15 protein-coding genes are annotated in these 21,449 nt (G+C 41.9%); 8 read left to right on the top strand and 7 right to left on the bottom strand.

Going from position 1 to position 21,449, the window contains the following annotated elements:
• Window positions 1–13: 13 nt before the first annotated feature.
• From T7867_RS07985 to T7867_RS07975, 3 genes are all read left to right on the top strand, one after another.
• Window positions 14–382: a hypothetical protein gene (locus T7867_RS07985; RefSeq protein WP_157717542.1), complete on the top strand. Its 369-nt coding sequence runs from the start codon at window positions 14–16 to the stop codon at window positions 380–382.
• Between the two features lie 72 nt (window positions 383–454).
• Window positions 455–2,038 carry an amidohydrolase family protein gene (locus tag T7867_RS07980; RefSeq protein WP_068217760.1) on the top strand — a complete coding sequence of 528 codons (1,584 nt, stop codon included), beginning with the start codon at window positions 455–457 and terminating at the stop codon, window positions 2,036–2,038.
• Window positions 2,039–3,067 carry a tetratricopeptide repeat protein gene (locus T7867_RS07975; RefSeq protein WP_068217757.1) on the top strand — a complete coding sequence of 343 codons (1,029 nt, stop codon included), beginning with the start codon at window positions 2,039–2,041 and terminating at the stop codon, window positions 3,065–3,067.
• 266 nt (window positions 3,068–3,333) lie between these two features.
• On the opposite strand, the gene T7867_RS07970 is transcribed toward T7867_RS07975, so the two are convergent.
• The 6 genes from T7867_RS07970 to T7867_RS07945 all read right to left on the bottom strand — a co-directional run bounded on the left by T7867_RS07970 (window position 3,334) and on the right by T7867_RS07945 (window position 13,415).
• Window positions 3,334–5,409, bottom strand: coding sequence for a carboxy terminal-processing peptidase (locus tag T7867_RS07970; RefSeq protein WP_322300051.1), 2,076 nt, complete (start codon window positions 5,407–5,409; stop codon window positions 3,334–3,336).
• A 140-nt stretch (window positions 5,410–5,549) separates the two neighbouring features.
• Window positions 5,550–7,931: an ABC transporter permease gene (locus T7867_RS07965; RefSeq protein WP_322300050.1), complete on the bottom strand. Its 2,382-nt coding sequence runs from the start codon at window positions 7,929–7,931 to the stop codon at window positions 5,550–5,552.
• 66 nt (window positions 7,932–7,997) lie between these two features.
• Window positions 7,998–8,942: a S41 family peptidase gene (locus T7867_RS07960; RefSeq protein WP_322300049.1), complete on the bottom strand. Its 945-nt coding sequence runs from the start codon at window positions 8,940–8,942 to the stop codon at window positions 7,998–8,000.
• 285 nt (window positions 8,943–9,227) lie between these two features.
• Window positions 9,228–9,566: a GIY-YIG nuclease family protein gene (locus tag T7867_RS07955; RefSeq protein ID WP_322300048.1), complete on the bottom strand. Its 339-nt coding sequence runs from the start codon at window positions 9,564–9,566 to the stop codon at window positions 9,228–9,230.
• A 267-nt stretch (window positions 9,567–9,833) separates the two neighbouring features.
• A complete protein-coding gene (locus tag T7867_RS07950) occupies window positions 9,834–10,298 on the bottom strand; it encodes a MarR family winged helix-turn-helix transcriptional regulator (protein WP_322300047.1) in 465 nt (154 codons plus the stop codon).
• On the bottom strand, window positions 10,299–13,415 hold the full coding sequence (locus tag T7867_RS07945; protein WP_322300046.1) for a VPS10 domain-containing protein: 3,117 nt from the start codon (window positions 13,413–13,415) through the stop codon (window positions 10,299–10,301). It abuts the gene before it with no gap.
• A 299-nt stretch (window positions 13,416–13,714) separates the two neighbouring features.
• On the opposite strand from T7867_RS07945, the gene T7867_RS07940 reads away from it, so the two are divergent.
• The 3 genes from T7867_RS07940 (at window position 13,715) to T7867_RS07930 (ending at window position 16,681) form a co-directional block, all read left to right on the top strand.
• The gene (locus tag T7867_RS07940) at window positions 13,715–14,227 is read left to right on the top strand and encodes a RidA family protein (RefSeq protein ID WP_068217738.1); all 513 of its coding nucleotides are present in this window, start codon (window positions 13,715–13,717) and stop codon (window positions 14,225–14,227) included.
• A 50-nt stretch (window positions 14,228–14,277) separates the two neighbouring features.
• A complete protein-coding gene (locus T7867_RS07935) occupies window positions 14,278–14,763 on the top strand; it encodes a hypothetical protein (RefSeq protein ID WP_185101208.1) in 486 nt (161 codons plus the stop codon).
• A 115-nt stretch (window positions 14,764–14,878) separates the two neighbouring features.
• A complete protein-coding gene (locus tag T7867_RS07930; protein WP_322300045.1) occupies window positions 14,879–16,681 on the top strand; it encodes a M61 family metallopeptidase in 1,803 nt (600 codons plus the stop codon).
• Between the two features lie 478 nt (window positions 16,682–17,159).
• Here the strand turns inward: T7867_RS07930 and clpB are convergent, their stop codons facing one another.
• A complete protein-coding gene (gene clpB, locus T7867_RS07925; protein ID WP_068218510.1) occupies window positions 17,160–19,802 on the bottom strand; it encodes an ATP-dependent chaperone ClpB in 2,643 nt (880 codons plus the stop codon).
• Window positions 19,803–19,950: 148 nt separating this feature from the next.
• Here clpB and T7867_RS07920 point away from each other — a divergent pair, with 148 nt between their 5' ends.
• Window positions 19,951–20,373 (top strand): acyl-CoA thioesterase, encoded by a 423-nt coding sequence (locus T7867_RS07920; protein WP_068217729.1) that lies wholly within the window; start codon window positions 19,951–19,953, stop codon window positions 20,371–20,373.
• Window positions 20,374–20,390: 17 nt separating this feature from the next.
• Entirely contained in the window at window positions 20,391–21,437 is a 1,047-nt protein-coding gene (gene rlmN / locus T7867_RS07915) for a 23S rRNA (adenine(2503)-C(2))-methyltransferase RlmN (RefSeq protein ID WP_068217726.1), read from the top strand.
• Window positions 21,438–21,449: the final 12 nt, after the last annotated feature.

Here is a 21,449-nt window from a genome sequence, read left to right as displayed (position 1 = left end):
AAATTCAGAAATCATGAAAGCTGTATTGACACTATTATTCGGAATTATCATGCTTCTACCTCAAGAGGTAGACAAGGGTGATGTAATAGGCAACTGGGAAGGAAAAATTGAGGCTCCAGGCGTAGATTTGAAAATCGTATTCCATATCACCTATCTTAATAAAGAGCTTGGCGCCACTATGGACAGCCCAAGCCAAGATGCTTTCGGGCTCAAGATGGACGAAGTAAAATACACCGAACAAGGCTTAGAAATGACCATCAAACAATATAATGGCACATTTAAAGGCAAAGCCAAGGATGGCAAAATTATTGGAAAGTGGACTCAAGGAGGTCAAACCTTCGATCTAAACTTAACAAGAATAAAAAGAACAGGAACGAGTTAAGCCCTGCTTATAAAAGCATTATTGTTAAAGGTTGACGAAATCAATATCTTGAATACGTCAACCTTTAATTTTATGAAGAAACTCACCTTACGCCTTTGCTTCTTGGCTTTGGCACTCGTCTCATTCCACCTCTCCTATTCCCAAATAGAGAAAGCCCCTCCCAGAGCAGAGGGAGAAGGACCTTTTCAAAAACTAATTATTCGTGGCGTAACTCTCATTAATGGGAATGGTGCACCTCCCACAGGCCCTGTAGATATTGTGGTAGAGCAAAACATTATTAAGGGTATTTATAACGTAGGATACCCCGGTTTACCTATAGAAGAAAGAAGTAGACCAAAAGCCAGTGCAGGCGATAAGGTTTTAGATGCTGAGGGCATGTACCTCTTACCTGGTTTTATAGATATGCATGGCCATATTGGCGGTACGGGGCAAGGCACGCCTTCAGAATATGTATTCAAACTATGGTTAGGCCATGGAATTACTACCATCCGTGATCCTTCGGCTGGCAACGGACTAGATTGGGTGCTCGAACACAAAGAAAAGAGTAAGAAAAACGAAATTACAGCTCCTAGAATTTTTGCCTATACCGGTTTTGGACAAGGCGCAAAAGAACCCATTTCAACCCCAGAACAAGCCAGGGAATGGGTAAGACAGAACAAGGCTAATGGAGCTGATGGCATTAAATTCTTTGGTGCCGCGCCAGACATTATGCAGGCTGCATTAGAAGAAAATAAGAAATTGGGGCTACGGTCAGCTATGCACCATGCACAAATGGACGTGGTAAGATGGAACGTATTAAATTCTGCCAGAGCAGGGCTCACTTCAATGGAACATTGGTATGGTTTGCCTGAGGCAATGTTTACCGATAGAAAAATTCAGGATTACAGCGTAGATTATAATTACAGAAACGAACAAGATAGGTTTGGTGAGGCTGGTAAGCTTTGGAAGCAAGCGGCACCTCCTTACTCGGAAAAATGGAATGAGGTAATGAATGAGCTCATCAGTCTAGATTTTACCTTAGATCCAACTTTTAATATTTACGATGCTAACCGCGACCTCATGCGCGCTTATGCGGCCGAGTGGCACAACCAATATACGCTACCGAGTCTTTGGAATTTCTACCGACCGAGCAGAAGGTCGCACGGTTCTTATTGGTTTTCTTGGGGAACCGAGCAAGAAGTGGCCTGGAAAGAAAACTATAGGCTGTGGATGACCTTTGTAAACGAATACAAAAACCGTGGTGGCCGAGTAACAGCCGGTTCGGATTCTGGTTTTATCTATCAACTCTATGGCTTTGGGTTTATTCGTGAGTTAGAATTGCTTCGCGAAGCAGGTTTCCATCCGCTAGAAGTAATAATGTCTGCCACACTCAATGGTGCTGAAGCGCTTGGAGCAGATGACATGTTAGGCTCGGTTGAGATTGGAAAATATGCTGACTTTGTAATCCTTGAAGAAAACCCCTTAGCGAACTTAAAAATGCTTTATGGAACCGGATTCATAAAACTGAATGAAGCCAACGAAGTAGAACGAGCAGGTGGAGTAGTCTACACCATAAAGGATGGAATTATTTATGATGCCAAAAAACTATTAGAAGATGTGAGAAGAATGGTGGAAGAGAAGAAAGACGGTTTAAGATTAAAACTAACGAATAAGTAAATGCATAAATCAACATTAAAAGCCCTTGCACTCTCTTTGATCATTTGCCTTACTGCGTGCAGCAATGAGCCAAAAGAAACTCATTATGAGCTGAAAGAATTTCAGACTATTTCTCTTTTAGGAGACAGCCTGAAAATACCTCAAAGATCTGAAGCCGCATTAAAAGCACTCAATGATAACCTGGAACAGGCTAAAACAAACTTTGAAGCAGATCCGTCAGAAATGAACACTATCTGGTTGGGGCGTAGATACGCCTATCTATCCGATTACCAGAAGGCTGTTGAGGTCTTTACTGATGGCCTCCAGAAATTCCCCGAGTCTTATAAGCTTTACCGCCATAGAGGGCACAGATACATTAGCCTAAGAGAGTTTGACAAAGCCGTTGCCGACTATAAAAAGGCCTATGAATTGATGCCAAAAGGAGTGGTAGAAATTGAACCAGATGGAGCACCGAATAAGCTTAACATCCCGCTTTCAAATACACAGTTCAACATACTCTATCATTATGGTTTAGCGCATTACTTGAAAGGAGAGTTTGAGCAAGCCGAAGAAATATACAAAGAGCTTCTAAACAACTATTGCGATAATCTGGACCTCTTTGTTGCTACAACTGATTGGCTTTATATGACACTGATGAGACAGGAGAAAAAGGAAGAAGCTGAGAAGTTACTCAACAATATTCTTACTGAAATGAAAGTACTAGAAACTGCTAAAGAACTTACGGAAGTAGCAAATGCGATTATGCTCGATAAGATTCTCGACTACAAAACAGAAATAGTAGAAAACGATAGCTATTACAAAAGGCTATTAATGTACAAAGGTGAGTTGGCTGTAGAGGAGCTTTTTGAAACCGATAATGATGATGTAGCTCTAAGTTTAGCTACCCAAGGCTATGGTGTGGCCAATTGGTATTTATACAACGGTGATTCAGACAAAGCCAAGGAGATCCTTGAAAAGGTATTAGATGGAACTAGTTGGGCTGCCTTTGGATACATTGCCGCAGAAGCGGATATGAAGAGGTTGCAGTGAAGTTTCCATAAAGCATGGTAGCTACTATTTGCACGTTATTCCCGCTTTTTGAAGAGGGGGCTAGGGGCGATTAGCAATAAAAAAGAATGTCTGAATCTATAATAGATTCGTCATTCCCAGCTTGACTGGGAATCTCAAAAGAGACTCAGAGTATATTTTGAGATTCCCGCATACGCGGGAATGACGGTTAACCTAGGAATGATGGTTAATTCGTGAATGACACAGTTAACTAAAACAAAAAAGGCGGTTTTTCAACCGCCTTTCTTTTATCCTTTTTTCTTAGTGGCCTGAATCTGATCGGCCAATAGTCTGATACTTTCTTTGAGGTAAGGATCTTTCAAGTCGTCTAATGAGCGATCTTTTACCTTATTCGCCTCTAGCTCTGATAGTGAAGCACCAACCTTTACTCTAGCTGCTCTTCGCTGCTCTAAGTCTTCTTGCTCCTTCTTTCTTACATCATAGTTCAAAGAAACTTCTTTTCTGGCTCTGGACTTTTTCAGTTCATTAATGTCAAACTGAAGGTCTAATAACAACTGATCCGTCTTCATTCTTTGATTATGAAGCTTCTTCAATGAAGTAAGCATTTGATCATCTACATAGTTGAGTGGCTTGAAATTAGTTGCGTCAATTTTATCCCAAGGCAAGGCACTCGGCTGAGAACTCTCTCCAAATTCTTCAGCGCTATAAACTGAAGGGAATTCAATATCTGGAGACACCCCTTTATGCTGGGTGCTACTTCCTGTTACTCGGTAAAATTTGGCTATGGTATATTTCATTAGCCCTAATTCTTCACCTGTAGACTGTCTTAAAAACTCATTGAGCCCTCTAACTTGCTGAACTGTTCCTTTTCCGTAACTCTGTTCGCCAACAATAACTCCTCTTTTATAATCTTGGATGGCACCAGCAAAAATTTCAGAGGCAGAAGCCGAAAATCTATTAATCATCACATTCAACGGTCCATCATAGAACATTTCAGTGCTTTCGGAGTCCATTACATCTTTTCTATTTTGCGGGTACTTCACCTGTACCACAGGCCCTCCAGGAATAAACAGACCTGACATATTGATGGCTTCATATAGGGCACCACCGCCATTATTTCTAAGGTCTAGCATAACACCATCTACACCTTGAGCCTCTAAGTCTTTAATGAGCTTTTTTACGTCATTGGTTGTGCTAGCATAATCATCTGGTTTGGTTTCCATTTCCTCTGCATTGAGGTAAAAGTCTGGCACAGTGATTACACCTAAAGTATACTTCTGACCATTCTCGGTCATCTGAATTACTTCGCTCACAGGTTTAGCATCATCTAGGTTAATTTTGTCTCTTACTAAGGTTACAATTTTGGTTTCAGCACCAGCGCTTGCTCCAGCAGGTAAAAGCTCTAGTCTAACCAAAGTCCCTTTAGGCCCTCTGATCTGGCCAGCAACCTCGTCAGATCTCCAACCAATAGTGTTGATCATTTCGCCATCGGCTCCTTGAGCAATTCCCACAACTCTATCGTCCTTGTTAACTTCACCACTTTTGAAAGCCGGGCCGCCAGGTCGTAGCTCAACTATTTTTGTATAATCATTGTCTTGTTGAAGCGTAGCACCAATTCCCTCCAAAGATTTTTTGCTGTTCATTTCAAAATCTTCAGCATTTAACGGGGTAAAGTAATTGGTATGCGGGTCGAAAGCTTCAGTCAATGAGTTCATGAAAATTTCAAAAACATCATTGCTGTTGTATTTCTCTACATTACTCTGAAATCTCTCATAGCGAGTAGTAAGTACCTCCTTTATCTTTTCGTCTGTAGAACCACTGAGTTTTAGGCTTAATGCTTGGCTCTTCAAAACCTTTCTCCAAAGTTCGTCTAGCTCATCTTCAGACTTCGCATAAGGCTCGTCCTCTCTATCTATCATGAAGGACTCATTCTTCTGAAAGTTGAACTTATCACCTGCATGAGCTAAGGCATAATCTAGCCTGGACTCAATTCGGTTTTTGTATATGTTGAATATGTAAAAAGCAGGAACTAGATTTCCTCGCTTCAGGTCTTCGTCTAAAGTGAATCTGTATTTCTCAAAAGACTTAATATCACTCTCTAAAAAGTAGTTTTTATTACCATCCAAAGACTCAATGAAATTATCGAAAATGACTGAAGAAAGAGAGTCATTTAGGTCAATGTCGCGGTAGTGCACAAAATCGAGAATCTGAGTTATGATTCTCGCCTCTTTCATGTGCGATTCTGTTGGTTGTAAATATTGGGTACTATCTCTCTCTGCCCAAGCAGCCTGAACGGCTAATATCATTAGGGCAAACATCATCAGCTTTCTCATCATCTTCATTTCAACGCGGTTATCTATCAAACGTTTTCCAAAGGCGGGTATTCAATGTATGAATTTCAATCGAATTCTCACGGCCTATTTTTAAAAGGGGTACAATTATAATACCATCCGCTGCACTACTAGTTTCAACGGACGGTTTATAAGATGTTAAAATTTGCAAACTATTCGTATCTGAGCGATTTAGACGGGTTTATAGAAGCAGCCCTCACCGACTGATAAGTGACGGTGCTTAGTGCAATAAATAGTGCTACTATTGCCGAAATGACAAACCATGTCCAATTAATATCTACTCGATACTCATAATCGCTCAACCACTGACTCATTAAATAATAAGCCACAGGAATGGCCAGTACTATAGCCACAACAATGAGTTGAGAGAATTGCTTAGATAACAATAACACAATGCCGCCCACACTTGCTCCTAGCACTTTTCTTACACCAATTTCTTTGGTTTTCTGTTCCGCAGTAAAGGCAGAAAGACCGAATAACCCTAGACAAGCTATGAAAATGGCTAACCATGTGAAGCTGAAAACCAACTTGCCAAAGCGTTCATCTGAAGCAAATTGTTGACCGAATTCTTCATTAAAGAATCTATATTCTAGCGGACTGTTAGGAAAAACTTCATCCCAAGAAGACTGCAGAAAAGATATGGTTTCACTGGTATTACTAGCATTAAACTTTACTGCCAAGTTTCCTCCTCCGGTTGGGTTAAAGAACATGGCCAATGGTTCAATCTTATGGCGCATATTGGCAAAATGAAAATCTTTCACCACCCCAATAACTGTTTGCTCTTGTTGGCCGAAAGTCAGTTTTTTACCCACTGGTTCATCCCAAGTAAGCTCTTTAGCCATGGCCTCATTAATTAAAACTGCCTGCTGCTGATCTGTTTGCATGTCTATATTGAACCCTCTTCCATCAACAACTTCCATATCCATCAAATCCATAAACTTCTCATCGAAATTGAGCACCGAAACAATCCATGTATCTTCTTGAGAAGCTCCTTCTGGAACCATGCCTCTTCGGCCAAAAGTTCTCCCAGGCATACCTCCAGTTCTGGCCGTACTTAGAATATCAGGACTCTGCTCTAGTTTATTGATTAGCACGGGTAGCGACTGCTGCAAGCTAGGATGACCAACATTTAATGTGACCACTTGCTCTGGGTCGAAACCTTTATCAATATTTCTCTGATGCTGAAGCTGATCGTAAACGATAGCCGTTCCAATAATCATGATGATTGAAATGGTGAACTGGAAAATCACCAATGACTTACGGAGGACCACCCCTTTAGAACTGGTCTTGAAAGATCCTCTAAGAATAGCAATAGGGTTGAAACTAGAGAGTAACAAGGCAGGGTAGCTTCCCGAAAAAATGCCCAACAGTAAGACAAAAAGCAAAGCTCCGCCTAACCATTGAGGGTTACTTAAAAAGAATAAAGCTAAGTTCTGTTCTATTGGTAGATTTACTAAACCTCCGGTCAGGCTTACCAAAACCAGCGCGATTAGAAAAGACACCACACAAAGTACTACAGATTCAATCATAAACTGATTGATGAGTTGTGCTCTAAACGCTCCAAAAACCTTCCTTACCCCAACTTCTTGTGCTCTGTTGGCCGATCTGGCAGTAGACAAATTCATGAAATTGAAGGAGGCAATAAGGATCACAAACAGCCCAACAGCCGCTAAGGTGTAGACATAGCTGATGTCTGTTTTATTCAGATTGTAATTCTCGAATAATATTCCGCTAGATTTTAGATGTACATCTGCCAAAGGCTGAAGAGTTACCTTGAAGTTTTCTCCAACATCGTTGGCTCGAATCAATTCCTCCATCTTAGTTTCCACATTCTCTTCAGAAGTAAGGTTGGCCAATTCAACATAAGTCACCATGCTGATACTCTGCCAAGAGCGTAGAAATTGCGCAAAGCCAGAGGTAGTATCTGACTGCTGCATAGAGACAACCACATCGAAATTAAGGTGAGAGTTTTGAGGCACATCTTCCATAATGCCTACTACTTCCAAACCCGACTGATTTCCGATGTCTATGCGCTTTCCAATGGCTGGTTCGCCAGCAAATGTCTTTTCGGCCATTGCTTGAGACATCACTACCGTATTGGGTTCAGTTAAAGCCTTTTCAGTATCACCATCAATCAAATTAAAGTCGAACATGGAAAACAACGTTGGCTCTGCATAGGCAAAATGCTCTGTGTAGAACCCTTGCTGCTCATAGTTGATCAGCTGTCGGCCCTGGGGAATCATTCTTACCCGTTGAACCACCTCTGGAAAGTCGTTATCCATGGCTTCACCCAAAGCTGGAAGGGTAATTCCTACCAAATTACTACTCACTCCAAGTGCTTCATCTATGGTAAGTACCCTGAAAATGTTATCGGCTTTGGAATGAAACTTATCATAACCCATTTCATTCTGAACGAATAGAAAAATAATGATGCAGCAGGCCATTCCTATGGAAAGACCTACAATATTGATTACTGAGGTACCTCTACTTTTCAGGAGGCTTCTTAATGCTATTTTGATATAATTTTTAAACATGACCTTTGTTGTGATGAGTTTGACAAATACACGTTGTCAGTGGTGCTAGTCTGTAGAACCACTTACTTATTTTTGGTTGGTTGAAATAGTAACCTTTGCTAGCTCTAGAGCCCTACTCAATGCCTCATTGGCACGTATCTTAATATGTGGCTCTACACCTATACCTTCCCAATTGGTTTCGGTTACAGGATTGATGGCTCTTCCCTGAGGCACATTTACATAAAAGCCTTGGTTGATAACCATGGGGCCACCAGGATGTGCACCACCACCAGTAGTTTCTCCAATTATTGTTGCTCTTTCTAAGTTTTTGAGATCGTAGGTAAATTCTTCGGCAGCAGAAAAGGTATAGTTACTGGTAAGTACAAAAACAGGTATATCTTCTTTGGTTTTACTCACTAACGATGGATCAGTCCATGTTTCTGAATAGCGATCTGAAGGCCTCCAATAAAAAGTATTGAGGTGAGTAGGCTTATCGAAAAGGTAACTGCATATAAACCGAATCATTGAAGGCGATCCTCCTCCATTTTTCCTCAGGTCGAAAATAATAGCATCAGCTTCAATTAGCTTATCCATGGCAGGCACAGCAACTTCTTCGGCATACCGAATTTCCATAAACCCTCTCAGATCTAGATAACCGATATTTCCATCTAGAATTTCTACGCTTTCAAAACCGTAATTGGCCGGAGGTTTTCGACCACCGTTAGGATCAGAATTCTGAATAGCGCTTACTCTTTTTTCATCAAAATCGACTCTAATATGTTTGTCGTTAATAACAGATCTCAAATCGGCCTGAAGTTCAGCGGCCAACTCCTTTTTGGTGCTTATTTGATCGTACTGTCCTTCTTTCAATTTGGCTTGGAGGAGTTCTTTCATGGCCTTGCCTTTATCGGGGTAGACGTAATTTCTATCCATAACTTGGGCAAGCTTGCTTACTACTTTGGCTTTGTCGAAGTCCTGACCAAAGACTACTAGGCTACAAAGCAGCAGCAATGTTGTGAATTGAGTTTTCATAGCATTCTAATTACGTAAGTGCTTACATAAAATGCAATAACTAGTCTATCTCATTAACAGACATTTACATAAAAAGCAGGATTAACAAGGTGAAGGCTTCACGCAAAAACAAACTTTTTCCATGCTAAGCGACCTCGAAACATCTACCCAGCTAAATCAAGTAGAGAAATATAATAGGGCTTGCTGATCTCTCGGTAAACTCAGGATGAAAAACAGGCGCCCGCTCGTTTTTCTATGTTGAGCGATCCCGATTTTTGTCGGGAGAAACATCTGCCCTGTTCAATCCTAATAGAAGTCACCTCTGTGAAAAGGATCAATAGGTGGCCATTCCATTAGCTCTGAATTTAGAAATTTCCAGTCTGGGTTAGTTTCATTGATCAAGGCTTCTTTTTTAGATCTTCTCCACCCCTTAAACTGGTTTTCTCTATCTATAGAATTCAATACATAGGGTGTCTCTTCATAGTAAAGAAGATTGTAGCAGTAATACCTACCAGCAAAGGTCTCAGGTTTACCTCGATTTAGATAGTGTTCAGTAATTCTCTGTAATAAATCATCAGTTCTACCAACGTAGAGAACAGATCTGTTAGGGTTTGTTGTGATATAAGTATAGAAAGTCTTATTCATTGTGTGTATTGCGAATCAAATCTATCAAAATTTTGAATTTGGCAGTTCCCTCGGTAAACTCGGGATGGGAAAACAGGCAATAGCTCATTTTTCTATGTTGAGCGGAGTCGAAACATCTGCCCAGTTAACTCAAGAGGAAAAAGTCTCTAGTTTGGCACATACCTCAATCTTGACCGGATGGGAAACAGGCGCCCGCTCGTTTTTCCATGTTGAGCAGAGTCTCAAGTTGTCAGTAGAAGGCTCTGGCTAAGTTCATTTATATCTTAATCACAGCCTTTCTTTTATTGATTTCTTGTCTAAGGCGTTTTCAACAGCCTCCAAACTCGCTAGAATATTCTTTGACTCCTTGAGTAATTGATCGTTGGCCTCTTTAATCTTCACCCAAAGTGGCTCCATATCTGCCGCCAACTGAAGCCCCTTCTTTGAAAGCTTAAGTAGTCTCTTTCGTTGATCTAGCTTATCTTTTCGTTCAACCACCAATCCTTTTTTAACCAACACGTTAGCTACCTGATTAACAGCAGGGTGCGACTGCTGCAACATGCTAGACAGCTCCATAACTGCAAGCTCGTTCCCATCTTTCAGCGAATAGAAAACTGCAAACCATCGTGGTTCAAAATCAAAGTCGGACTCTTTGTATATCTGAGCTACATCCTTAGCCAAACGGTCACTCAGGTTTTTAAGTCGCGTGGCAAGCGCTAGACTGCCCAGTTCATTAATGATGTTTCTTTCCAACTACTTCTTCTTTTTAGGGGCAATAAATGGCACCTTTTCAACCCTGAGATACTCCATCAGCTCTTCAAGCTTTCTGTTCACATCATTGGCCTTAGCCATTGCTACTTTGGCCTCAGAAATAACATCAGCAGCACGTTTCTTTTGCCCGTTGGTAACGGGAGGTTGAATACCATCTATGGTACCATAAATATGTAGCAACTGTGCTTCAACCTTATTAGGGAAATTGATTACATCTTGAAATGTCTTTTGATTCGGTTGAATCAGCTTTTCTTCCAAACTGTCTATTTCAGCGATAAGCGCATCGGCCAATTCATGCACCTTTGCATACTCATTTTCATCTACTCTAGATTTCAAATCTGTTACTTGACTCCTTACAGAACGGATATCTGAGGCCATCTCTTGCAGTTCATCAATCTGAGCCCGTAAAGAGGATAGCAACCTTTGCTGCTCAGCATACTGAGCTTGAGTAGCCTCCCAACGAGGGTCTGGCAATACTTCTACCTGCTTGGTTATTGTCTGACTACCGTAAGTAGCCTCTACAGTATATTGACCTGGTGCAACTCGATGCCCTCCAGCACCTAAACCCATAAACACGCCTTCAACACCTTCAGGGTTGGTCATTGAAAGGTTCCAGTTTAGGCGGTTCATCCCTGATTTCTTTCTCAGCTTTTCCTGATTCTTGTCTGCCGAGCTAGAGAAATGCCTTACCACATTACCTTTAGCATCTTTAAAGTCAATGGTTAAATCGACTGAATCGACATTCTCTTTGAGGTAATACATTATGGAAAAGCCAGGATACGGGTTTTGCCCCATACTTGTGCTTCCGGTTCTGAAGGCATTGTCTCTGATGGCATTCTCTGGCTCAAAGACATAGAAGTCTGAATCTTTAGCCTTTGCCAGCTCATACAGCGGATTCAGATCGTCCATTACCCAAAATGCTCTACCCTGAGTCGCTACAATCATGTCATTATCTTTGATCATCAAGTCGGTAATTGGCACTATTGGTAAGTTCTGCTGAAACTTGTTCCACATTAACCCGCCATCGAAAGAAACATACAGCCCAGTTTCCGTTCCTGCATAAAGCAAGTCTTTCTGATTAGGGTCTTCACGAACAACGCGCACATGAGCATCAGCATCTATTCCACTCACCAACCTATTCCAAGTCTGGCCATAATCGGTAGACTTGAAAATATGTGGCGTAAAATCGTTGTACTTGTAACGGTTATAAGCCACATAGACCGTTCCTGGCGTATGAGGAGAAACTTCAATTTGGTTGACCATTCCCTCTTCAACATTTGGCATAGAAATATTAGACCAGCTCGCTCCACCGTCTTTGGTTATGTGAAGTAGGCCATCATCGGCACCAGTATAAATTACATCAGGTGTATGCGGGGATTCCGCTACATAATAGATTGCATGATAGATTTCACCACCCGCTCCTTCGTTAGTAATTGGACCACCTCCCCAACTGATGTGAGTAGAATCATTTTTAGTTAAATCTGGGCTAATTTCTTCCCAAGTAATTCCTCTATTAGAAGTTTTTAAGAGCTTATTTCCTGCATGATAAATCACTGAAGGATCATGCTTTGAAGCCACAATCGGAGCATTCCAATTGAATCGATATTTTACATCGGCCGGATTAGTACCAAGGCCCTGGAAAGGATAAGCCATTACATCTTTCGTCTGCTTAGTCTTGGCATTCCACTCATCGATAATACCCTGATAGCAGCCTGAATACACATATTTTGGATCGTCTGGATCGAAAGCCGAATAGGCACTCTCGCAACCTCCTACGGGAAAGAAATCTTCGTTGGAAATACCTCCACCATCTACTCGCGAAGCAATGGAAACGGAGCTATTATCTTGCTGGCCGCCATAAATTCTGTAAGGGAACTGATTGTCTACATTTACTCTGTAAAATTGAGCTGTGGGTTGATTACTCTGAGTAGACCAATTCCTACCTCCATCGATAGAAACATTTGCCCCACCATCATTGGCATTGATCATATATTCAGGGTGAAGCGGGTTTACCCAAATCTGATGATTGTCGCCATGAGGCGTATTGAGGTTCACAAAGGTTTTACCGTTGTCCGTAGATTGCACCAAAGGGGCATTCATAACAAAGACAGATTCATCATCGGTAGGGTGCGCTTGAATGTGCATATAGTACCAAGACCTAGCACGCAGTAACCTATCGGGATTGATTAATCTCCAGTTTTTACCGCCATTATCGGATCTGTAAAGTCCTCCATTATCAGCCTCTATAATTGCCCATACCTTGTTCGGGTTAGCTCTGGAAACCGAAACACCTATTTTACCCATTACGCCTTTCGGCAAACCTTCGGTCAGCTTATTCCAGGAAACTCCACCATCCATTGATTTCCAAATACCACTGCCTGGTCCTCCACTCTGTACTTTCCATGGAAACCTTCTATGATCCCAATAAGCTGCATAGACGATTCTTGGGTTGGTCATATCCATGCTCAAATCACTTACGCCTGAGTTTTCATCTATATAATGAACCTTCGTCCATGATTCACCACCATCTTCCGACCTGTAAATTCCCCTGTCTTCAGTAGCAGCATAGGGGCTTCCTTGAGCACCAACAATGAGTACCTCTGGATTACGTGGATCTACCACAATTTTGGAGATTTGGCGTGTTTTCTCCAGCCCCATGTGTTTCCAAGTCTTACCAGCATCGGTCGATTTATACACACCATCACCATGAGAGGTCATTACCCCACGGACAGGTGCTTCGCCCATGCCCACATAGACCACATTGGGATCTGATTCAGACACAGCAATAGCTCCCACAGAAGCCGTTTTCATAAATCCATCAGATACGTTGTACCAACTTTCTCCCGCATTATCTGTCTTCCACACTCCACCTGTAGCTCCCATGTAGTAGGTCATAGGGTCTTGAACCACCCCAGCTACCGCAGTGGCTCGGCCTCCTCTGAAAGGGCCAACCAGCCGAAACTCCATGGCATTGAACAGTGATGACTCATAGCTGATGCCGGTATTAGATTGTTTTCGGTTTCTGCGCTGAGAGAAAGATTCAACAGATAAAAGTGCTAAGCAAAGCAGCGTTACGCACAATAGGCGGATGGTTCTCATGGTGAGCTATTTAAGGTTGAATCAGTAAGATAAGCAGGTAATCTGTTATTTACCAAAGCCAATTTGATGACCGTATTTGTATATTGGGAAGTATACAGTAGAGCAATACATTTTTACTTTCGTTAAAGTCTATGAAAGTTATGGTTGCTCTTGAGGTATTTCACCCTAACCCTAAAGGGGAACGGTTGCCCAAATAACAGTCCCTTTAGTGAATAAAAAGGGTGAAATTTAAAAAATTCATAGCCTTTAACTTTATTAAATTTTGAACACATATTACTCTTAACTGCAGCCCTTCCCTTATGAAATCAAAGATCGTTACCCTAGCCCTACTAGCACTGTTCTGTTTCTCTTGTGAAATGGAAGTCGATGACCATCAGGAAACAAGCAAAGAAGTAACCCGATTCGACAGGGAAGATTCATCTATTCTGAAGGGCGTAAAGGTGCCTGCCGGAGCTGATATGTATTTTGCCAGCGGCATTGTGGCCTATCCTAAAGATGCCAGCAAGCCAGCTGGAGACCGAGAGCGTTTTGGCGACACCTATGAGCAAAGCGTAAGCGCCCTAAAACGTATTGAAGAATATTTGGGCGAAGAAGGCCTGAGCCTTAAAGATGTGGTAGCCATGAAAGTATATGTAGCTCCCGACCCGCTGAATGACAACAAACCAGACTTTGATGGCTGGTTCAAGGCCTATGCTGAATTCTTCAATAATGAAGGGAACCCTAATAAAGTAGCCCGCTCAACCATTGGCGTATATACTTTGGTAAATCCAGATATGTTAGTGGAAGTTGAGGTGAGGGCGGTTTATCCTTAAAGGTTTATAAGAAAGTGACAAAGCCAATTAGCCTACTAACATATAAGATAGTGACATTGCCCTATATTCAACAAATTGACGTTAATGAGAGTATTGATTGGGCAATCGAAATGATTGAGTTGGGTTATGAAAGCCTAACATTATATATGCTTTCAAGCTTCAGTAAACCAGCGAATTACTTCGAAATAATTAAATATGTAACAGAAACTGTTGACGAGCTAGGGCTGACACTTAAGGATGGGGAAGAAGCAATATTAAGTTACGCTGGTTATTATGTCTATCAAATTGCTAAAGGACATAAAGTCAGAGAGAACTTAACAGAGATTTACACATTTTGTCAGAGCAGAAATTATGAAGGTTTAATTTATGACTTCCACCTTCTCCATTGGGCTTGGGATCAACTTGATTACGAGGATAGTAAATTCAATCATTACTGGAGTGGAGCAACAAGAGCGAATATTGAAACAATCGTAATTGAAGAGTCAAAAAAATGGCTTAAAAAAAATGAAATGCATTTTGCTCAATCAATCACTTAGCTTTTCATCCAGAAATCATTTCTCCGTGCAAAAAAAGACCAACATTACGTTACAAACTAAAACCCTATTTTAGCAAGCCTAATCTCTAATTGAGGTCGAAGTCAAAACAAATATTATGAAAAAACTACTGCTTACTACTTTACTAATCTCCTGTCTCACCAGTTTCCTTATTTCTCAAACATACAACGAATACGAGGTGTCTTTCGACAATCGTGTTCACCATGAGGCAAACATCAAAGTCACTTTTAGCAACCTCGAAAACAAGGTGCTGGAAGTACGCATGAGTCGCAGCTCTCCTGGCCGATATGCCGTGCATGAGTTCGCTAAAAACGTGTATTCTGTGAAAGCAACTGACGGAAAGGGTAAAGAATTGGCGGTTACCAGATCGAACCCTCATCAGTGGGATATTGCCGGCCATGACGGCACCGTAGTTTTTGAATATACCTTGTTCGCTAATCGTGCGGGAGGAACCTATTCTGGAATTGACGAAACTCACGCTCACCTGAACATTCCTGCTACCTACGTTTGGGCAAGAAATTATGACCATCGCCCAGTAAAAGTCAAGTACAATTTACCAGCCGGTTCAAACTGGAAAGTAGCTACTCAAATGAAGGATTTGGGCAACGACACCTTCTATACTCCTAACACTTACTACTTTATGGATAGCCCAACGGAAATTGCCGACTTCCATTTAAGAGAAAGAATGGTAGATGGCCAGAATATTCGTTTAGCACTTCACACCTCCGCCACCGATTCGGAAGTAGATGCTTATTTCGAAGAGTTAATTGGCATTGTAGAACAACAGGCTGCTGTTTTCGGTGAACTTCCAGATTTCGATTTTGGTGAATACACATTCCTTTCTTGTTACGTACCAAATGCCAGCGGTGATGGTATGGAGCACAGAAATTCAACCTATGTTGTTTCTGGTAAACCAAACGACCGACCATTGGGCAGCACTTCAATGGGTACTATTTCTCACGAGTTTTTCCATGCTTGGAATGTGGAGAGAATCCGTCCTGCTTCTTTGGAGCCATTTAGCTTTGAAGATGCTAATATGAGTGGCGAGCTTTGGTTTGCCGAAGGTTTCACCAGCTATTACACCAACTTGATCAGAGCCCGCTCTGGTAGCATTACAGCCGAGCAATACGTAAACGGATTGGGTGGTGCTGTTAGCTATGTAATCAATGCTCCGGGCAGAAAATACTTCAACCCAATTGAGATGAGTTACCGCGCTCCGTTTGTAGATGCCGCCAGCTCAATCGACCCAGACAACAACTCAAACATCTTCATCTCTTACTACACTTATGGTTCAGTGCTTGGTTTGGCGCTAGATATGTCACTCCGCACTATGGACAATGGCAAAAACCTAGACGACTTTATGAAGCATGTTTGGAAAACTCAGGGTAAGCCAGAAATTCCTTACTCTGTGCGTGACCTTCAGGCCAGATTAGCTGAATATGCTGGGGAAAGCTTTGCGAATGAATTCTTCAGCAAACATATCTTCAAAAGTGAGATACCAGATTATGAGCGCTTATTCAAGAAAATGGGCGTAGTTTTCCAAAACCCAAATGCAGGAGCTCCTACCTTAAATGCTTTTGTTAGGGTAAGAGAAGGAGTCGGACAACTAGCACAAAATGCCATTGTTGGTACTCCGCTTTATGAAGCAGGTATTGAGAAGGAAGATAAAATCTTAAGCATTAACGGAACAGCGCTTTCAACTTTTCAAGGTAGAAGTGTGGATGAACTGATTGCCGACAAAAAACCAGGCGATGTCATTGAAGTTGAAATCGATCGATGGGGCACGAAAATGACCAAGAAAGTGACTATCGCTGAAACTCAAAATATGCGTTCTAGCTGGGATGCCAATGCGAATGCTGCCGCTCAAAAAAGAAGAGAAGAGTGGTTAAAGGCGAAGTAGTGGGTATGAGTACATAGACTTTAGTAATTAGTACATAGATATTAGACAAAGAGCTCTGGAGTGATTCAGGGCTTTTTTGTTACTCAAATAATCTCCGCAGATTTTGCGGAGATTGGGAGAACTATTCTCCGCATAAAATGAAAGCCGCTCGACTTCGCTTAACTTCCATTGTATAAGTAAGGAATCATTATGATGTTTTTCATGCTGAGCGAAGCCGAAGCATCAGCCAAGAATACTACTTGGCCGATCCCTCGGTTACACTCGGGATGAAAAATGGTTGAATAATTCATTAAAGCAAAAAGGCTCCGAAGAGCCTAAAAAGTCGTCTGACCACTTCGAGTGGTCTGACGATTAACCTATACTAGTAACTAATTCCCCTCCTTTTTTCAAGGTGGGGCTAGGGGTGGTTACAATTCCTCCACCTTCTCAGACCCCTTCCAATCCTTCCCCTTAAAAGGGGAAGGCCACAGCATGCGAGTTACTTACCTAAGTAATCATCACTTTTGGTAGAATCGGCCGGAGCTTCAACGTTCACAAACTCAATCTCCTGATCAGGGCTGAGCTCAACGCTTACCACAGAATCCTTGGTGATTTTATCTGCCAGAATCTGCTTACTCAGCTCGTTCAGCACTTTTCGCTGAATCACTCGCTTCAATGGTCTGGCTCCAAACTGCGGATCCCAACCAAGTTCTCCGAGGTAATCGAGCACCTCATCTGTTGCTTCAATCTCAACTCCGTTTTCATGCAGCTGCTTTTGAATGAGTCCGAACTGAATTCTTACAATCTGACGGATGTTCTCCTTATTCAATGGCATGAACATGATGGTCTCATCAATTCTGTTCAGGAACTCTGGTCTCACTGATTTCTTCAGTAAGTCGAACACTTGAAGCTTAGTCTCATCGATTACCTCCAGCACATTGTCTTCATTGATCTTCTCAAAATTGTCCTGAATCAAACCAGAACCAATATTGGTAGTCATGATGATGATGGTGTTCTTAAAGTTCGCCACGCGACCTTTGTTGTCAGTCAACCTTCCATCGTCAAGCACCTGCAAGAGAATATTGAAAGCATCAGGATGCGCCTTTTCAATCTCATCCAAAAGAATGACTGAGTAAGGCTTTCTTCGAACTGCTTCAGTCAACTGACCACCTTCATCGTAACCGACATAGCCCGGAGGCGCTCCAATCAATCGAGATACCGCATGACGCTCCTGATACTCTGACATATCGATTCGCACCATGTTGTTCTCATCGTTGAAGAGATACTCTGCAAGAGCTTTGGCCAGCTCTGTTTTACCTACACCGGTTGTTCCTAGGAAGATGAATGAGCCAATCGGACGTTTTGGGTCTTGCAAACCAGCACGGCTTCTTCTCACCGCATCAGATAAGGCTGCAATGGCTTCTTTCTGCCCAGCTACTCGTTTACTCAATTCTTCTTCGAGATGAAGCAATTTGTCACGCTCCGACTGAAGCATTTTAGAAACCGGAATGCCCGTCCACTTGGCTACTACTTCAGCAATATCCTCCGAGTCAACCTCCTCTTTCAGCAAGGATTTCTCTCCTTGCATCTCCTTCATTTTCTGCTTGTACTGCTCCAGTTGCTGCTCAGCTTCTGTTATTTTTCCGTAACGAATTTCTGCCACTCTCCCGAAATCGCCTTCACGTTCGGCTTTCTCTGCTTCAGATTTATATCTATCGATATTCTCTTTTTCAGCTCGAATACCAACAATTACTTCCTTTTCATTCTCCCACTTGGCTTTAAGATCATCACGCTTCTCAGAGAGGTCAGCAATTTCCTTGGAGAGTACAGACTCTTTGTCTTTGTTTTTCTCTCTACGGATGGCCTCACGCTCAATCTCCAATTGCATGATTTTACGGTTTAGCTCATCCAACTCTTCAGGTAGAGAATCGATCTCAATCCTCAACTTAGAAGCTGCTTCATCCATTAAATCGATCGCCTTATCAGGTAAGAAACGATCTGAAATGTATCTGCTGGAAAGCTCAACGGCAGCGATAACCGCATCGTCCTGAATTCTCACCCCATGGTGAACTTCATACTTCTCTTTAATACCACGAAGGATCGAAATGGCATCTTCTTGATTCGGCTCATCTACAATCACCGACTGGAATCTACGCTCAAGCGCCTTATCCTTCTCTATGTATTTCTGATATTCCTTTAAAGTAGTCGCACCGATGGCATGCAACTCACCTCTGGCTAGGGCAGGTTTCAGCAAGTTGGCTGCATCCATAGCTCCTTCTCCACCACCGCCTGCACCAATCAAGGTGTGAATTTCATCGATAAAGAGAATGATCTCTCCGTCAGAATCTTGCACCTCTTTGATCACGGCTTTCAGCCTTTCTTCGAATTCACCTTTATACTTGGCGCCTGCTACTAGCAGACCCATATCTAGCGAAATCAAAGTCTTACTTTTCAGATTTTCAGGAACGTCACCATCTACAATTCGCTGAGCCATTCCTTCCACTATAGCTGTTTTACCGACACCTGGTTCACCCAAAAGAATTGGGTTGTTTTTGGTTCTCCTCGAAAGAATTTGAAGTACCCTTCGAATCTCTTCATCTCGACCAATTACTGGGTCAATTTTTCCAGACTTAGCCAGCTCGTTCAAGTTTTTAGAATAACGATTGAGAGACTGGTATTTTGACTCGGCATTTTGATCAGTGACCGAACTTCCTCCTCTCAACTCTTTAATGGCTGTAATCAGTTGCTTTTCGGCAAAACCAAGCTCTTTGAGTAGGCCACCTACTTTTTCCTTTCCTTTTAACAAACCTAGAATGATGTGCTCAACCGCTACGAATTCATCTCCAAATTCTTTAAGATAATCCATAGACCTGGTCAAGGCTGCGTGTGCATCGTTCGATAGGTAAGGCTGCTGACCACTGACCTTCGGATAGCTATTCACTATCTCATCTAGGCGAATGTCTAGCTGCCCTTTGTTTACTCCCAATTTCTTCAATAAGAATGAAATTACATTCTCATCGATGAGCAGAATGGCCTTCAACAAATGGCCTGGTTCAATAGCCTGCTGTTGGTTTCCGCTGGCTATCTCGGCCGCCTTCTGAATGGCTTCCTGCGACTTGATTGTATATTTCTTAAAATCCATTGTTTTATGTTTTCTCCTTTGAGGCATTTCTGCCGCAGAGCATTAATCAAAACATAATCCAACTCTATTTTTCGGAAATTATGGCTGCATTTTCATGGATTGAACCACGTATTCGGCCATTTTGTCCTAGATTGCAACAAAAATTTATATGGCCAGAATTAAGTTAGACCTACCAGAACAGTTCATTTTTGAAACTTCCATCAAAGTTAGGATTGGAGATATAAACTATGGAGGTCACTTAGGAAACGATGCGGTGCTAAGCCTTATGCATGAAGCCAGGTTTCGCTTTTTCAATTCACTTGGTTACAAAGACGAAATCAGCATTGATGGTGTCGGCACTATTCAAGCCGATACAGCCATTGTTTACAAAGGAGAAGCTTTTCATGGCGATGAAATCTCCATTAAAATTGCGATTCAGGATATCTCAAGAAAGAGTTTTGATGTCTTCTACTTGCTAAGCTGTGGTGGAAAAGAAATTGCTAGGGCTAAAACGGGAATTGTTATGTTCGACTACGGCCAAGGTAAGGTCTGCAGCATCCCTGAAAACTTCCTAACAAAGATTCAAAACTAGAGTGCTACCTTTGCAGCATGGAGGCACAGGTAAAGAAGCAGGATATTAGAAAATTGAGTCTGGAAGAAATTCAGGACTTTTTTGTTTCCATTGGCGACAAAGCATTTCGCGCCAAGCAAGTTTATGAATGGCTATGGAAGAAATCGGCTAAAGATTTCGACCAAATGACCAATATTTCTCTGCAAACCCGTGAGCTTCTGAAAGAGCATTTCGCTATCAATCACATTAAGGTAGATGAGATGCAACGGAGCTCTGACGGTACCATCAAAAATGCGGTAAAACTGCACGATGGAATGATAGTGGAGTCAGTACTCATTCCGACAGAATCTAGAATTACTGCGTGTATCTCTTCTCAGGTAGGTTGTAGCCTCGATTGTAATTTCTGCGCGACTGCACGTCTTAAGCGCATGAGAAACCTTAATGCCGATGAAATTTACGATCAGGTAGTAGCCATTAAAGACGAAGGAGAACTTTACTTTGACCGCCCATTGACCAACATTGTATATATGGGAATGGGAGAACCTCTGTTGAACTACAAAAACGTTCTCGAATCGATTGATAAAATCACTTCTCCCGATGGTCTAGGTATGTCTCCAAAGCGTATTACGCTCTCTACAGTGGGTATTCCTAAAATGATTAAGCAACTGGCTGATGATGAAGTGAAATTCAACTTAGCGGTTTCGCTTCACTCGGCTATTGATGAAACCAGAAGCAAAATGATGCCTATCAATGATAAAAGTAATTTGGCTGAGTTGGCTGAGTCACTTCAATATTGGCATCGAAAAACTGGCAGAAAAATCACTTTTGAATACGTGGTGTGGAAAAACATCAATGACGATGAAAGACATGCCAAGGCTCTAGCTAAATACTGTGGAAAAGTGGCTTCTAAGGTGAACATCATTGAATATAACCCCATTGATGATGGCGAATACCAACAAGCTGACCCTAAAAGTCTAGATATGTATCAACGTATTTTGGAGGCTAAAGGAATTATAGTAAACGTTCGTAGAAGCCGAGGTAAAGATATTGATGCCGCTTGCGGGCAGTTAGCGAATAAAAGCTGACCACCCCTAGCC

Origin of the sequence: Roseivirga spongicola, from assembly GCF_034376045.1 — a bacterium.
Taxonomy (GTDB): Bacteria; Bacteroidota; Bacteroidia; order Cytophagales; family Cyclobacteriaceae; genus Roseivirga; species Roseivirga spongicola.
This window is presented reverse-complemented; position numbering and strand designations above follow the sequence as displayed.

Bases quoted from the DNA above. Each gene is read 5' to 3' on its own strand.
- rlmN (WP_068217726.1), top strand. From the start codon at position 20,391: ATGGAGGCACAGGTAAAGAAGCAGGATATTAGAAAATTGAGTCTGGAA.
- T7867_RS07985 (WP_157717542.1), top strand. From the start codon at position 14: ATGAAAGCTGTATTGACACTATTATTCGGAATTATCATGCTTCTACCT.
- T7867_RS07960 (WP_322300049.1), bottom strand. From the start codon at position 8,942: ATGAAAACTCAATTCACAACATTGCTGCTGCTTTGTAGCCTAGTAGTC.
- T7867_RS07980 (WP_068217760.1), top strand. From the start codon at position 455: ATGAAGAAACTCACCTTACGCCTTTGCTTCTTGGCTTTGGCACTCGTC.
- T7867_RS07965 (WP_322300050.1), bottom strand. From the start codon at position 7,931: ATGTTTAAAAATTATATCAAAATAGCATTAAGAAGCCTCCTGAAAAGT.
- T7867_RS07975 (WP_068217757.1), top strand. From the start codon at position 2,039: ATGCATAAATCAACATTAAAAGCCCTTGCACTCTCTTTGATCATTTGC.
- T7867_RS07930 (WP_322300045.1), top strand. From the start codon at position 14,879: ATGAAAAAACTACTGCTTACTACTTTACTAATCTCCTGTCTCACCAGT.
- T7867_RS07955 (WP_322300048.1), bottom strand. From the start codon at position 9,566: ATGAATAAGACTTTCTATACTTATATCACAACAAACCCTAACAGATCT.
- clpB (WP_068218510.1), bottom strand. From the start codon at position 19,802: ATGGATTTTAAGAAATATACAATCAAGTCGCAGGAAGCCATTCAGAAG.
- T7867_RS07920 (WP_068217729.1), top strand. From the start codon at position 19,951: ATGGCCAGAATTAAGTTAGACCTACCAGAACAGTTCATTTTTGAAACT.
- T7867_RS07945 (WP_322300046.1), bottom strand. From the start codon at position 13,415: ATGAGAACCATCCGCCTATTGTGCGTAACGCTGCTTTGCTTAGCACTT.
- T7867_RS07940 (WP_068217738.1), top strand. From the start codon at position 13,715: ATGAAATCAAAGATCGTTACCCTAGCCCTACTAGCACTGTTCTGTTTC.